At 43.8% G+C, this 14,665-nt stretch carries 10 protein-coding genes; 2 read left to right on the top strand and 8 right to left on the bottom strand.

Annotated elements, in window-relative coordinates; translation table 11 throughout:
- Positions 1 to 289 precede the first annotated feature (289 nt).
- Positions 290 to 1,303 (bottom strand): LysR family transcriptional regulator, encoded by a 1,014-nt coding sequence (locus ACTXGK_RS22890; protein WP_443516280.1) that lies wholly within the window; start codon positions 1,301 to 1,303, stop codon positions 290 to 292.
- A 268-nt stretch (positions 1,304 to 1,571) separates the two neighbouring features.
- Between ACTXGK_RS22890 and ACTXGK_RS22885 the strand changes: the two genes are divergently transcribed.
- A complete protein-coding gene (locus ACTXGK_RS22885; RefSeq protein WP_443516282.1) occupies positions 1,572 to 2,561 on the top strand; it encodes a hypothetical protein in 990 nt (329 codons plus the stop codon).
- A gap of 61 nt (positions 2,562 to 2,622) precedes the next feature.
- Here the strand turns inward: ACTXGK_RS22885 and ppc are convergent, their stop codons facing one another.
- From ppc to ACTXGK_RS22855, 6 genes are all read right to left on the bottom strand, one after another.
- On the bottom strand, positions 2,623 to 5,409 hold the full coding sequence (gene ppc, locus ACTXGK_RS22880) for a phosphoenolpyruvate carboxylase (RefSeq protein ID WP_443516284.1): 2,787 nt from the start codon (positions 5,407 to 5,409) through the stop codon (positions 2,623 to 2,625).
- A gap of 189 nt (positions 5,410 to 5,598) precedes the next feature.
- A complete protein-coding gene (locus ACTXGK_RS22875; RefSeq protein ID WP_443516286.1) occupies positions 5,599 to 7,047 on the bottom strand; it encodes an alanine/glycine:cation symporter family protein in 1,449 nt (482 codons plus the stop codon).
- 67 nt (positions 7,048 to 7,114) lie between these two features.
- The gene (locus tag ACTXGK_RS22870; RefSeq protein ID WP_443516288.1) at positions 7,115 to 8,602 is read right to left on the bottom strand and encodes an aldehyde dehydrogenase; all 1,488 of its coding nucleotides are present in this window, start codon (positions 8,600 to 8,602) and stop codon (positions 7,115 to 7,117) included.
- Positions 8,603 to 8,653: 51 nt separating this feature from the next.
- On the bottom strand, positions 8,654 to 9,517 hold the full coding sequence (gene dapA / locus ACTXGK_RS22865; protein ID WP_443516290.1) for a 4-hydroxy-tetrahydrodipicolinate synthase: 864 nt from the start codon (positions 9,515 to 9,517) through the stop codon (positions 8,654 to 8,656).
- A 94-nt stretch (positions 9,518 to 9,611) separates the two neighbouring features.
- On the bottom strand, positions 9,612 to 10,859 hold the full coding sequence (locus ACTXGK_RS22860; RefSeq protein ID WP_443516292.1) for an NAD(P)/FAD-dependent oxidoreductase: 1,248 nt from the start codon (positions 10,857 to 10,859) through the stop codon (positions 9,612 to 9,614).
- 69 nt (positions 10,860 to 10,928) lie between these two features.
- Entirely contained in the window at positions 10,929 to 11,918 is a 990-nt protein-coding gene (locus ACTXGK_RS22855; protein ID WP_443516294.1) for a proline racemase family protein, read from the bottom strand.
- A 232-nt stretch (positions 11,919 to 12,150) separates the two neighbouring features.
- Here ACTXGK_RS22855 and ACTXGK_RS22850 point away from each other — a divergent pair, with 232 nt between their 5' ends.
- Positions 12,151 to 12,948, top strand: a complete 798-nt coding sequence (locus tag ACTXGK_RS22850; RefSeq protein ID WP_238038300.1) for a helix-turn-helix domain-containing protein — start codon at positions 12,151 to 12,153, stop codon at positions 12,946 to 12,948.
- 42 nt (positions 12,949 to 12,990) lie between these two features.
- On the opposite strand, the gene ACTXGK_RS22845 is transcribed toward ACTXGK_RS22850, so the two are convergent.
- Complete coding sequence (locus ACTXGK_RS22845; protein ID WP_443516296.1) at positions 12,991 to 14,256, bottom strand: tyrosine-type recombinase/integrase; 1,266 nt, start codon at positions 14,254 to 14,256, stop codon at positions 12,991 to 12,993.
- Between the last annotated feature and the right edge of the window lie 409 nt (positions 14,257 to 14,665).

Here is a 14,665-nt window from a genome sequence, read left to right as displayed (position 1 = left end):
GGTTAAAACGGCAAATCATCACTTACCTGTGTCAGTTTGCCAGTGATCATTAGACAACCGCTTTATACATGTTTATACATGCTTTTTTATAAAACGATTAATCTTGTATCGACTTTAGCACACCAATACGATTCAGGAGAATGATTATTCTAGTTATTATTACTATTTGTTTGTATTGCCATTATTTTTGGTTAGCATAATAATCTGATAATATCAAGTATTAGAGCAGATTATTTTTGGCGTTTCTTTATAACACAATATCCACGCAATAGCTGGTCATTTAAGGACGTTACACAAATTTTTGTCGCCGGTAGGTGATGCCTCGTTCTTCATAGACCTGATAGATAGCATTCAATAACTCAGAGATACTTGGATGCACAAAATCTTTGAGAGTATGCAAATAAATAGGAGAGGTGACGTTTTCGTGTACCAAACGCTGGTAGCTGATTTGTTCTGTACGTACCGTGGTTAAGCTGGCAGGTACAAGCGTGATACCTTCGCCCGCAGCGACTAAGCCTAGGGCTACTTGCAAGTCACTCACCGTGGTGGTCATAAAGGGTGAGATACCGTATTGTGCAAACAAATGTAGTAACGGCTCTGTAATCTGCTCACTGAGTGCAGATTTTTCATTAGTGACACGTCTGGTTTTTGTATTAGCTTCCTGCTTTTCGCTGACTGACTCTGATGTCGGCAGTGTGGTGGCAATCGGCAAATGCGTTTGATGGTACAAAATCAAGCGATTATTTGCCAAATCTATTAATCGCTGCTCTTTTACATGGGCGAGAGGATGCGACTTTGGCAAGGCCACCACGTAGCGCTCATGACGCAGTAATATTTGTTGAATCCAGGGATCTTGATGGGCAAAACGCCCAAAACCGATATCAATCTCACCAGATTTGAGTGCCTCCATTTGCTGATAAGAGCTGATATCTTTGAGGTTGACCTCTATATCAGGATTGGACTGCTTGAGCATGGCGATGATTTCAGGGAGTAGACCATATAATACTGACGGCACAAAGCCGATGTTTAGCGCACTACTTGGCGCTGATAAGCGCTGGGTCATACTCGTGACAGTATCAATTTCTGTCAGTATGGTGCTTATCTTATCGTAAAAAAATTCGCCCGCTTCAGTCAGATGTAATGGCCTGTGGTAACGATCGATAAGCACAACATCCATATCGGTCTCGAGCTGTTTCAGCAGGCGGCTCAAACTTGGCTGTGACAGTCCTGTCTTTTCTGCGGCTGCACTAAAGCTGCGTAAATTCGCGACAGCAATAAATGCATTGAGCTGTTTTAAATCCATGTTATTAAGCCTGTTATGGTATATGTTGTCTCTATACGAGCTACTTTTGATAAAAATTCATCGCATTATTTAAGATGAGTCTTACAATCGCATTATTTAAGATGAGTCTTACAAATGTTAGCGGCCTCAAATAAATTGTGCTTGAAGATAGGGGTGCGAGCAACTATATTGGGGACTAGCGATACTGTTACAGTTTAGCAATAAAAATCACAACTTCATTTTATCAGTCATTTACTGCCAGTAGCATAAACTGGCTTGGTGTTATTTTATGAACGACGAAAAAAAAGACATCGGTACTGATTTTGACGAAGAGTTGTCTCAACTCGTTCATAAAAAATCGCGTAAGCGTGCCAAAAATAATATTTACGAACGTTTTATCAGTCGAGTTCAAAGCGCTGAAAATGACACCCCAAATGATAATGATGATTCAACATCCTTAAAAACGGCAAGTAAATTACCTGCTTTTGAGCCTCTAAGCGTAGAAGAGCTGCAACTGTTCGAAGATGAGAACAACGATAAAGAGCCAAGATTAGAGTTAGCCGACATCGTCACAACAAACGCTACTTTTGACTTTTCAGGTCAAAATGCATCGACACAAAACAAGGTGTCAGATACGCGAATGGATAATTATGCTGGTGTCGATAATATTTTAGAAGACCAATACTTAGACAATGACTTAAATAGTGGCTTAGTTAATGAATTAAGTAAGAATAATGAGAAAAAACAGCCATCCTCTGTCGATCTCGATCAAGCGACGCCTTTATCTAGCAAAACGATTGATGACCCTTTAGACACTAAAACCATGCCATTGGAGCCAGATTATAGGGACGCTATAAAGCCACAAAAGAAAGTGGCAAGTAGTAAAAAGCCGCTCATTATTGGTATGATTTTTGGTTCACTACTCATTGCTATTGTCGTACTTACCCTTATTTTTACGGGATTTTTATCGACTTCTGTTTCTGACACTACTGTTAGCAATGATAGCGACTTAGACGGGACAGCGCCGGCGGCTACGACTAGCGCGCCAGTGGTCGGCGCCGAACCTGTAGTGAATAGTGATGACAATCCATTACCTAATGACGCCAATACGGTCGAGGAGCCGTTAGTGTCAGCACAACCGAGTAATTCAGATAATAGCGAACAAAACGTGCCCGCAGCTGAGCCTACAGAATCCACTCCAGAGAGTGAAGCTGCCATTACCTATGAGGACTTTAGGCAAGAGTCACAAACCACATTGTATCGCGAGACTAACGATTAATTTTTTTTACCAGCTCTTGCTCACAAAGATACTTGTTTTATAGATAAGCCCTGAATGGCTATTACCCCGTATTACGCAAACCCGCTGCCAATGCATTGATACTACGGATTAAAGGATCTTCTACGTTAAGCGCACCATGTTTAGCATTGTCCGCCGTATCTTCATTTTGTTGTCTAGCACGCTTCAACAGCTCAATTTGGATATAGTTAATGGGATCGAGGTAAGCGTCTCGCCACTGCAGAGATGCCGCAAGGTTTTGCTGGCTAGACAATAGAGCCTCTTGATCTAATAACGAGTTTAAGCCTGAGTAGGTTAGGGTATGTTCATCAATTACCGCTCCCATTATTTGCTCACGCAATGCAGCGTCTTCACATAACTGGCTATAGGCCTGTGCAATATTCATATTGGCTTTGGTAAATGCCATCTCAATATTACTGATAAATACGCTAAAAAATGGCCAGTGCGCATTCATCTCTTTCATCAAAATCTCGTTGTCTTTGACACTGTGCAATGCGCTACCAACGCCATACCAAGCAGGTAGGGTAAAGCGTGCTAACGACCAGCCAAATACCCAAGGAATCGCTCGCAAGGTGGTTTTACTTGGTAGACCTTTTTTGCGATGGGCAGGACGTGAGCCAATGTTCAGTAAAGAGATCTCTTGTACTGGTGTGACCTCGGAGTAGAATTTATAAAACCCTTCAGTATGATCGGTTAGCTCTCGATAGCGCTGCTCGCCAGCATCTGCTAAGCGTGCAAACAAGGCTTCATATTCTGGCAACTCAGTCGGTTGCACGACAAATCTTGTCGAGCAGGCTTTGAGTGTGCCTGTGATTGCCATAGTTAGCTCAAACACAGCAGTATCCGTATTTGCATACTTGGCATAGAGCACTTCGCCTTGCTCAGTGACTTTAATCTGACCATGTAGCGTGCCAGCAGGCTGTGCAGCAATGGCTTTGTGCGTTGATCCGCCACCACGGCTCACAGAACCGCCGCGACCATGGAATAAGCGTGTTTTTATACCGTATTGCTCAGCGATGTTATTAATGGTTTGCTGCGCGCTATAAAGCTGCCACGCAGAGGTGATAATACCGCCGTCTTTTGATGAGTCCGAATAACCTAGCATGATCTCTTGCGTATTATCTGTATTCTGTAGTAATCCGCGATACAATGGGTTGTCTAACACGGCAGGCAAGATTTTATCGATGTTTTTAAGATCTTCGATGGTCTCAAACAACGGCGCAACTGGCAAATCAGCAGACAACTGACCTTTGTCATCAACCCTGCATAAGCCTGCAAACCGCATGAGCAGCAACACTTCTAGTAGCTGGCTAGCATTATTGGTCATCGAGATAACATAACTGCCAAAAGTAGCTTGTCCCACCAGTTTGCGTAGAGTAGCGACCGAATTCATCAGCGCCAATTGCTCGCGTGTTTTGTCTGTCAGGTTATCAGTATAGACAAGCGGCGTACCGGGTTTTTCTAGCAAGCGTGTGAGCCACTCTTGACGTTCGGTTTCGCTTAGCGTTTGATAATCAGGCAGGTTGGAGGCACTGGCAAAAATATCTGCAATCACTTCGCCATGGTATGACGACTCTTGGCGGATATCGAGCGCTGCCAAATGAAAGCCGCAAGTTTTGACCAGACGGATCACATCTAGCAATAATCCATCTGCATGCGCCTTGTCGTGAGTAGTGACACTTTGGCGGATAATGCGCAGGTCTTCTAGCAACTCTTCTGGATTGGCATAGGCATCTTTTTCAGCCTCGATGTCAGTGCCTTTGCTTTGAATGCGGCGATTGGTAGCATTAACCTTGGTAAGCACTAAAGAAAGCAATCGACGATATGGCTCGTTGCCATAGTCATCGAGGTTATAGTCAAATACACGCTGATCGAGTTCATCATAGCTTTTGATTTTGGCATAGACGTCAGGTGAAACGGTGACAATAGTGTCACTATGAATCAGCTGGCGGCGCAGTTTTTTGAGTAGTACTTGATAGTGACGCAGTACAGTATCCGCATGCATCAATACAGCAAGCTCTGTGGTCTCAAACGTCACAAAAGGATTGCCATCTCTATCGCCGCCAATCCAAGAACCAAAGCTCATAAAGGCAGGCAGTGGATAGTCGGTGAGCTCTGGATAGATATCGACAATGGCTTTTTTGATATTGCGATATACTTTGGGAATGGCATTGAACAAACTGGCGTTAAAGTAATGCAGGCCGTTGTTAATCTCGTCATATACCAATGGCTTGCGCGTGCGCACTTCATCAGACGACCATAGTAGATCAATCGTTTGCGCGGTTTGCTCTTTGGCTTGCTCATAGGCAAAACTGTTTTCAGACACGTTGTTTAAAGCATCACTATGCGTGAACAGACTTTGTAAGATATTCATTGTTGTACGGCGACGCGCTTCGGTAGGATGCGCCGTAAATACAGGCGTAAATTTGAGCTGATCAATCAGCTCTTGCATTTGAGCGGGCTCGATATTGCGTTCACGACATTCAAACAATGTACGACGAAATGACCCTTCCCAGCTTTGCTCCGATTGCATACGCAGCTCATGACGTTGCTCACGCAAGTAGTTCTCTTCGCTTAAATTGGCTAGGAAAAAATAGATAGAAAAGCCGCGTATGACATCCTTTAAAGTTTGATTGTCTAACGAAGCAATAAAGTCGATGAGCTGCTGTTTGTGCGCCTCGTTTGGCTCACGGCGTTGTTGAATAAAGCCTTTACGCAGGGTCTCAATGGTCTCTATTGTCTGCTCACCAGATTGGCGAGAAATGGCATCGCCTAGTAATGAACCCAACAAGCTGGTGCGTTTACGTAGTACGTTATTATCTAAAGTCATCCTTAACCTTCTTATTAAATGAGTGAGTACAGTATTAACGAGTATAGTAAGTAGTAGGGATGTCTTAGACGTTGTGTCTCTACAGGTATCCCTACCGTTGTTTGCAATTTAACATAAATAAGGGAGGCCTGCTTGACGTTGATAACAACTTTTTATCCATTAACTTTTGCCGTATTATGATTAAAGCGATTATTTATGACCATGCTCCTGACTGTAATCGACCCAAAAATCTGCATTGTCCACGCCAGCTTTTTTAGGATCAAAGATAGGATTGACGCCTAATTTCATCTGCTCGTCGTAATCTTCGAGGACTTTAAAAGCCACTTTGCTCAAAAGCAGAATAGCAATGAAATTTAAGTAGCACATACTGCCAAACCCTATATCACCTAACGCCCACATCATACCGATTGACTGGACACTACCAGTGAAACAAACGATTAAAAATACCAGTTTGAGCACATGCTTGAGAATTGGATAGCGAAGCTTACTATCTAAATAGACCAACGTCGTTTCGGCAATATAGTAATAAGCAACCAAACAGGTGAAGGCGAATAAGAAAATAGCAACTGCCACAAAACCACTACCATACTGATTAAAGACCGTCGATACCGCTGCTTGGGTAAATGCAGTTCCCGCTTCCACGCCAGGCATGTTGCTAACCAATGTCACACCCTCAGGAGTAACCACGTTGTACATGCCAGTTGATAGGATCATTAGCGCTGTTGCAGTACAGACAAGAACCGTATCGATGTAGATAGAGAAGCTTTGCACTAAGCCTTGTTTAGCAGGATGTGATACTTCGGCTGCCGCTGAGCTAAAGGTCGCCTCGCCAGCACCCGCAACGTTTGAGAAAACCGCACGGCGTACGCCCCAAGAGATAGCGGTCCCAACCATACCACCAAACACTGCATCCATGCCAAAAGCGCTCTTAAAGATAAGTGCAAACATTGCAGGAATATTTTGCGCATTGAAAATCAATACAATTACCATCATGAGGATATAACCAATTGCCATGATAGGTACGACTTTTCCTGCGAAATTAGCAATACGCTTCACACCGCCAAATATAATGATACCTAAGAGTACGACTAGGATAATTCCTGTGACAACGGGCGGTATATTAAATGCGGTATTAAAAGAGTCCGCAATGGTATTGGCCTGAACGCCAGGCACTAACACGCCGTAAGATAGACAGGTCACGATAGCGACGATGACAGCAAAAGGTTTTAGCTTTAACCCTCTTTCTATATAGAAAGGAGAGCCGCCACGATATTGATCACCAACCTTATGTTTGTAGACCTGCGCTAAGGTAGACTCAATAAAAGCACTAGCACCGCCTAGCACGCCCATGACAATCATCCAAAACACCGCTCCAGGGCCGCCTGCAGCAATGGCAGTCGCTACCCCAGCGATATTACCCACACCAATGCGTCCTGATAGTGCCATACAAAAAGCTTGGAATGAGCTAATCCCTGCTGATGAGCTTTGTTTATCGAACAACAACCTGATCATTTCTTTGAAATAACGGATTTGTACAGCACGAGTCATAATCGTAAAATATATACCGACGCCTAATGCAAGATAGACTAGGGCGTCACTCCAAATATAGCCGACTATAGTATTGACGATATTTTCCATAACGTTACTTCCTTGTAATGTTTTTGGTTATGCTGACTTGAGCGTGGATAGCGGACAATGTCAGTTTTTAGTTCACTAACCAGATAGTTTTGGTTTGGGTATACTGAGACAACGCCTCTAAACCATTGTCGCGACCGCCGAAGCCAGATTGTTTATAACCACCAAAAGGTGTCGTAATATCGCCTTCAGAAAAGCCATTAATCGAGACGGTACCAGCTTTAATAGCAGATGCAACGCGGAATGCGCGATGGATGTTTTGTGTATAGAAGGAAGCGGCAAGCCCATAATTACTCTGATTGGCGAGCTGAATAGCTTCCTCTTCGGTTTCAAAACTTGTTACCGCTAAAAGAGGACCAAAAACCTCTTCTTTAAACAGCGTCATATCTGGGCTGACATTGTCAAAGACGGTCGGTTCGATATACCAACCACTACCAAGATCATCGTGAATGCGACCACCTGCGATCAGACTGGCCCCTTCTGCTTTGGCTGTATTGAGGTATGATACGACCTTTTGGAAATGTGCTTTTTCAATCATTGGGCCAATAGCGACCTCGGGATCGTAAGGATGACCAACCTTCCAAGATTTCAGACCTTCTTGTATCAGTGATAATACCGCCTCTTTTTGGCTAGAGTGCACAAGCAGACGTGAACCACAGCTACAGTTTTCACTCATATTCCAAAAAGCGGCAGATAAAATATGTTCGATGGTCTGTTCATTGACCACAGCATCTGCAAAGACAATCTGAGGACTCTTGCCGCCGCATTCTAAAACCACTTCTTTTAGATTGCTTCGTGCAGAGTACTGTAGAAATAGTCGACCAACCTCTGTTGATCCTGTAAAAGAAACCATGTCAACATCCATATGCTGACCGAGTGCTGCACCCACCTCTTCACCAAGCCCGCAGACCATCTGCAAAGCTGCTTTTGGTACGCCCGCCTCATACGCCAATTGTGTCAATCGATATGCTGAGAGTGAGGTCAGTTCAGCGGGTTTGACGACGACTGAGTTGCCAGTTATGAGGGCAGGCGCCACTTTCCATGCATACATCTGCGCAGGAAAATTCCATGGCAGTACTGCACCCACCACACCGATAGGCTCTTGCACGACCAAACCTAGTGAATCAGCTCCCGTCGGAGCAACTTTGCCAAAAACCTTATCGGCTGTTTCGGCGTACCATTCAAAGGTTTCGATAGTAGCGGGCAGGTCAGTATTAAGGCACTCTGTAATGGGTTTACCAGCATCGACACAATCTAATGCCGCCAGCTCATCGATATTGTCATGCATCAACTGACACCAGCGCTGCATGACAGATTTGCGCTCAGCAGGAGACATCCTTCGCCATTCACCATGTTCAAAAGCTTCTCGGGCAGCCATCACTGCCGTATTGACATCTTGCTGACTGCCGCTGACAATGTGACCTATGCAGGCATTATCAATGGGGCTATAGTTAGGTAGTGTCTCCTCTGATAGGGAGGCTTTGGCATCAATCAGATGGCCTGCCCAAAGCTTTTGGTTACTGGCGAGCTCAAAGACTTGTGCTGTGGTCATGCTCATTAGGTAGTCCTTTTTATATAGTGGTGAAAACGATAACGATGGCGCGATGTATTAAGACAGCATGGCTAAAAATGACTGAGTCTCTTCACTCGACATATCAGTCAACGGTAGACGCACCGACCCAACATTGATGTTGCCATTGACGCAGCCTGCTTTGGCTTTTTGGTTATAGTTCCCAGACTCCATAGAGTGGATGGCAGGATACATGGCTGTCATCAGCTCTTTAGCACGATTCCAATCGCCTTTTTGGGTGGCTTCAAACAGTGCCACTTGCTCGGCTGGAAATACGTTGGCTGCACCAGCGATCCAGCTCTTAGCACCCCAAAAGAAAAAATCTACGGGTTGGTCGTCACAACCACAAACCACTTCAAAGTCTTCAAAATTAGCCTGCAGCATACGTAATGCATGACTAAAATCGCCACTGCTCTCCTTGACGCCTACAATATTGGGATGCTTGGATAAATGTGCGACGGTTTCAAATTCAATGCTTACACCGACGCGTGCTGGAAAATTGTACATAACGATAGGTAGGTTAGTGGCATCAGCGACGGTTTCAAAGTGCGCAATAACACCTTCTTGGGCTGGTAGGCTATAAGGATTGGCAGATAGCATCAGGCCGTCATAACCCAATTTTTTGGCTTGATGGGCAAGCTCGATAGAATGATTGGTTGATAAACTGTTGATACCTGCAATCAGAGTGACTTTGCCTTTAGCAGCGTCAGCGATAGTGGTCAAAACCAGTTCGCGCTCTGCAGGCGAGAAAGTGTAATACTCACCCGTGGTACCACAAGCGACAATGCCAGTCACACCCTTTTCTACAAAGACATTTACAAGCTCGGTCAGTGTTTGGGTATCAACCTCGCCGTTGGCAGTAAAAGGAGTCACGATAGGGACTAAAACGCCATGAATGTTCATATGAATATCCTTATTTGAAATAAAAGCCGTTAGCAAACCGTTGGCTATTAGCGGCATGGTTGGTTCTATGAGTGTTCATAGAGGTGAGAGTTTTTTATCTAAAGCGATCCAATCGATAAGCAGTCGGGTCTACCGTGGGGTTATCGCCAAAATACAATGCGGTGATAACCTGTGCACTGATGACAGCTTGGGTCAATCCCAAATGCTGATGCCCAAAGTTTAAAAAAACAGATTTTTGTCTATCTATGACGGGTAATGAGTCTGCAGTAGAGGGTCTAAATCCCATCCACGGCATACCATCTTCACTATTTAGTGGGATTTTTAGCATGGCTTGTGCTTGTTTCAATAACATGTGGGCACGGTTCATATTGGCTGGTGCTTCAAGCCCTGCATACTCTACAGTGCCAGCCAGACGCAGTCCTTTTTCCATTGGTGTCATAATAAAGCGGCGATCCATACTGGAAACAGGGATGTTGAGACGCTGACTTTCGTTAGGGAGCATCAGGTGATAGCCTCGCTCGGTATCCATTGGTACTGAGATGCCTGTGAGCTGTTTGGCTAAAGCTTTAGAGTGCGCCCCTGCTGCGAGCATAACTTTGCTGGCATGAAGCTGCTTTTGTGTTGTCGTCAGACGAATACCATCAGTCGTTACTTCTGCACTCAGAACACGGCAATTTTCATAAATTTGACCACCAAGCGATCTAAAAATAGTGCTTAATTTATGGGTAATAGCTTCTATATTGGTGATATGGCCTGTCTCTGGAAAAAACAAAGCACCCAGTTGATTATCTTTTAATGTAGGCTCAAGATCTGTCAGTGCTGACTGTGAGAGTAGGCTGTTAGAGACACCTAAACTGTTTAAGCGTTGACTATGTTCAGTCAGAACTTTTAGACTGTTGGGTGTCTCTGCGGTTAGTACAGATCCTTGTATTTGTACCCAAGAACGTAACTGCCACTCTTTGGCAAAATCTTGCCAAGTTTGAAGGCTTTGTGCATTTAATGCCAAAAGCGCTTGATGACTGCGTGTAAAAGGTTCGATACGCATGTTAAGTAATAACTTGAATGCCCATGGTGCTAAGCGTGGAAGGTAGCGCCAATCTATCCGCAAAGGCCCATCAGGGTTGAGTAGCATGGCAGGAACATGTCGTAATATACTGGCATCAGCAATAGGGAAAACCTGTTCAGTGGCAATGTGACCTGCGTTACCATAAGTTGCACCGCGAGCGATTTTATCCGCCTCTAAAATCGCAACTTTTACCCCGCGAGACTGTAGAGTAACCGCAGCACATAGCCCGATAATGCCACCACCGATGATATGTATATCAAACACTTGTGTGTCCATGATAGTCTCGCTTTTCTGACATTACTGAGCAATGGTTGGTTACTTCCTAGAAGCTCTATAAACTGGTGTTTATAGAGAAATACCCCATTTGAACGGATCGCTATCTTGAACGATGAGAGAGGTCTCTGCACATACATAGGCGTACCCTCGGATCGTGGGTATAATAGTATTGATAGAATTATTATGAAGAGAGCTATGATTATTAAGTACATCAATAGGCTGATAGCTGGCACTAAAGATACTGCCAATGATGCTTTGCTGATACCAAGTCTCACCAGGTGCGAGTACATTGTCTGCGGCCAAGCAAGCCAATTTGGCACTGGTGCCAGTACCACAAGGAGAGCGATCATAGGCAGATCCAGGGCATAATACGAAGTTTTTGCTGTTAGTGCCGGCGAGATCGCTCTTGCCAAACAGTTCTATATGATCAATTTCGCCATTGTTAGCACCCGTGATTCCAGACTTATGAAGTGCTTCCTTAATCTGTATGCTAAATTGAGTAAGCGCCTTAACATTATTAGCTTCAATAGCTTGTTTATGATCGTTGACTAAGAAAAACCAATTACCGCCCCAAGCGATATCGCCATAGATAGGACCAATATCGGGTACTTGAACTTCTGCTTGTTTTTGGTAGCGATAAGAGGGGACATTCTGGACGCTACAACTACCATCATCATGCAAGGTTGCTTTAACTAGGCCTACGCTTGTTTCTAGATAGTGATCACCAGCGGTTATTTTTTGTTGATAAGCTAGAGATGCAATAACGCCGATAGTGCCATGGCCACACATACCTAAATAGCCATGATTATTAAAGAAGATCACGCCAGCCGTGGCACGAGGATCAGAAGGCGGGCACAAAAGCGCTCCGACAAGCACATCATTACCACGAGGTTCTAAAATAATGCTTCGACGCAAATGATCGAAATTCTTTTTGAAGTCTTGAAGTTTTTCTTGAATAGTTTGTCCAATAAGCTCAGGAAATCCTGCATACACCATACGAGTAGGTTCACCGCCAGTATGCGAATCAATAATCTTAAGAGTGAAAAGCGTATCAAACATGACTGCCTACCTGATTCATCCGTGAGTTAATATACTGTCAGCGTTATTCGTAAATGAACAAGGCGTAAATATAGAATGACGTTTTTCAGAAAAGCAGTCTTGATGTTTTTACATGAATAAATGCGCATTTCTGCACAGGTTATACAGACATATCGGAGTATAAAGGTGAGGTAGCTCCTAAAATCACCAACCACTCAATGCCAAATTTGAGATGCTATATGGAAATATCACCATGAGGCCGTTAGTATTAGATGCCCCAACAAGGCGACTAGCAAAGCACCTACAGACTTATCGACCCGCCACTTTTGATGAGTTTGCGGGGAATATATCCTTATTGATGCCTCTGTTTGATACGATGACGAATGTGGTGTTTTTTGTGAAAGACGATAAAGCCTGCTATCGACTCGTCAATAGAACGCTCATCAAACGCAGTGGGTTTAAGAATAAACAAGCACTAATAGGCCTGACACCCGAGCAAGTTTTTTTGAGTTCTCAAGGCAAGGATTATCTCAATCAGGATTTGAAAGTCTTAAAAGAGGGTAGAGATATCGTGGATAAGCTAGAGCTTCATAGCTATGCATCAGGCCAGCTAGGATGGTGTATCACGCAAAAAATCCCCGTCTATGATATAGAAAATTATATTGTAGCGATGGTAGGTATATCTGTAGATATTGATGAGGATAACGAGCGGATACTGCGTAAGCACGCTCGGCTGGCAAGCGTGGCTCAGTATGTACGAGATCATCTTGATCAAAAAATTCATATCGTCCAATTAGCCAAACTGGCAAATCTGAGTCAATCACAGCTAGAGCGTACGTTTAAAGCCGTACTAAATATGTCGCCTATTCAGTTTGTACAAAAAATGCGTCTAGAGCATGCCATTCGATTATTGGCCAATCATAAATTGACCGTGACTCAAATCTCTTTGAATTGTGGTTATGGAGACCATAGTGCTTTTAGTCGACAGTTTAAGCAATTTACTGGCATGTCCCCTGTGAGCTTTCGTAAAATACATTTTAAAGAATCATAAATAAGCGCAGCCAGATATGGTTTTTAACTCTAAAATAACTTTCTAACAACTCCGAAGCTTATCTATATAATCCGCCCAATCTTGCATCATTGTTATCCTAGTATCGATTTCATCGAGTCTGTTATAAGCCCCGCCATGTGTATCTTTGATCCTGTGACCTAGCTGTAACTCTGTGACGATGTCTGAGTAGCGTAACTCTGGCTGTTCCATGAGCAAGGTTTTGGCCGATGCACGAAAGCCATGCGCACATTGCACGTCTTTGTATCCAAGCCGGTGAAATACCTGTACCAGTGTGGCTTTGCTGATATAAGCATTGCTTGAACCACGCATTGAGGCAAAGACGTACTCTTTATGGCCTGTGATGGATTGAATATTTCGTAATCGCGCAATCACTTGCGTGGCTAATGGCACGACTAAGTGCGATACCATATCGTCGCGACCTTCGCCTTTCGTCGGGGAGAACGCCCATGTATTATTATCCCAGTCGATATCCTGCCAACGCATAGAGCGTAAATCAATGCTACGGACAAACACATAAGGCAGTAAATTCATGGCTTCTAATGTGAGATTGCTTGCCCCTTTAAAATTGGACATATCCTGTAAGAGCGTCGCAAACTGATCCGGCTTGGTAATGGCTGGCAAGTGGTTGCCTGAGCCAGCTGGTGCCAGCTCGCCACGGGTGTCAACCGCTACATTTTTATCGCATAATCCTCGTGCGACAGCGAATGAAAATACTTTTTCCGTATAAAGCCGAGTGCTGGCACCAACGAAAGTCGCTTGATTATCATTATTTTGGATTGCTTCACACACACTTAATATCATCTCACTGGTGATATCATTCATCCTTAAATCGCCAATGTCCTGGCACATGTATCCCAAGCACAAATCCCAAAATTTGAGTGTCGACTCACTAAACGCAGGCTTTTTCGATTTGCTTTGCTGACGACTGGATGTTTTGTGAGCTCGCCATGCTTGAGCAATGTCAGCGAATGTGGCGTTTTTTAGGTGAGCATACTTATTCACTTGCTCTTTTTGCTGTATGGCTTTAGGGTCAGAGCCGTTTGCGACCATGTTAAGTATGGTCTCTGCTTTGTACTTGACCTCATATAGACTGATGTCCTCAATCTTGCCCAGCATCATTCTAGGTCGCTTACCATCGATATGTGGATGAGAGTAGCGCAGGTAGTATTCTTTTTTACCGTTTGGATAGACACGTATACTTAGACCCGCGATACCTGAGACACTGACCGAGTAGTCCTTATCTCGACATTCAAGTTTGTTGATATCATTTATATTGTCGACAGCCATGTTCTTATCCGTAATGTTTATGAGGAAAATGCGTGATGGTTTATGCAAATTCGATAACTTATGAAAATACCCCTATATAAAGAGCTAAAGAGTATTTGGACACTGATGTGGACACCGATATTTATTCTATTAATATTACAGGCCTTTTATATAAAAGGATTCATATATTAATTATCCCCAAGGCTCACTTGGGGATAATTGTAGCATATTGGGGAAATAAGGAGTAAACCATGCGCTTATTGGGTTAAGTATCGTTTTTTGCTCATCATTTTGGCACATATTTAGAGAGTTTTATAAGCCTAATCGCTCATTTGGTAAGCGGTAGCGCGGATTTATTATAAAAACCATAGTCGCGTACGCGCACAGAATATAAAAACCAGGGTTATAGTACTGTTCTGTGCAAATTTGG

This window comes from Psychrobacter sp. T6-5, assembly GCF_052258485.2.
GTDB lineage: Bacteria > Pseudomonadota > Gammaproteobacteria > Pseudomonadales > Moraxellaceae > Psychrobacter.
The sequence above is the reverse complement of the archived record's forward strand: the minus strand, read 5'-3'. Positions and strand labels throughout refer to the sequence as shown.

Excerpts from the sequence above, each read along its gene's own strand:
- ACTXGK_RS22890 (WP_443516280.1), bottom strand. The coding sequence starts at position 1,303 with ATGGATTTAAAACAGCTCAATGCATTTATTGCTGTCGCGAATTTACGC.
- ACTXGK_RS22885 (WP_443516282.1), top strand. The coding sequence starts at position 1,572 with ATGAACGACGAAAAAAAAGACATCGGTACTGATTTTGACGAAGAGTTG.
- ppc (WP_443516284.1), bottom strand. The coding sequence starts at position 5,409 with ATGACTTTAGATAATAACGTACTACGTAAACGCACCAGCTTGTTGGGT.
- ACTXGK_RS22875 (WP_443516286.1), bottom strand. The coding sequence starts at position 7,047 with ATGGAAAATATCGTCAATACTATAGTCGGCTATATTTGGAGTGACGCC.
- ACTXGK_RS22870 (WP_443516288.1), bottom strand. The coding sequence starts at position 8,602 with ATGAGCATGACCACAGCACAAGTCTTTGAGCTCGCCAGTAACCAAAAG.
- dapA (WP_443516290.1), bottom strand. The coding sequence starts at position 9,517 with ATGAACATTCATGGCGTTTTAGTCCCTATCGTGACTCCTTTTACTGCC.
- ACTXGK_RS22860 (WP_443516292.1), bottom strand. The coding sequence starts at position 10,859 with ATGGACACACAAGTGTTTGATATACATATCATCGGTGGTGGCATTATC.
- ACTXGK_RS22855 (WP_443516294.1), bottom strand. The coding sequence starts at position 11,918 with ATGTTTGATACGCTTTTCACTCTTAAGATTATTGATTCGCATACTGGC.
- ACTXGK_RS22850 (WP_238038300.1), top strand. The coding sequence starts at position 12,151 with ATGAGGCCGTTAGTATTAGATGCCCCAACAAGGCGACTAGCAAAGCAC.
- ACTXGK_RS22845 (WP_443516296.1), bottom strand. The coding sequence starts at position 14,256 with ATGGCTGTCGACAATATAAATGATATCAACAAACTTGAATGTCGAGAT.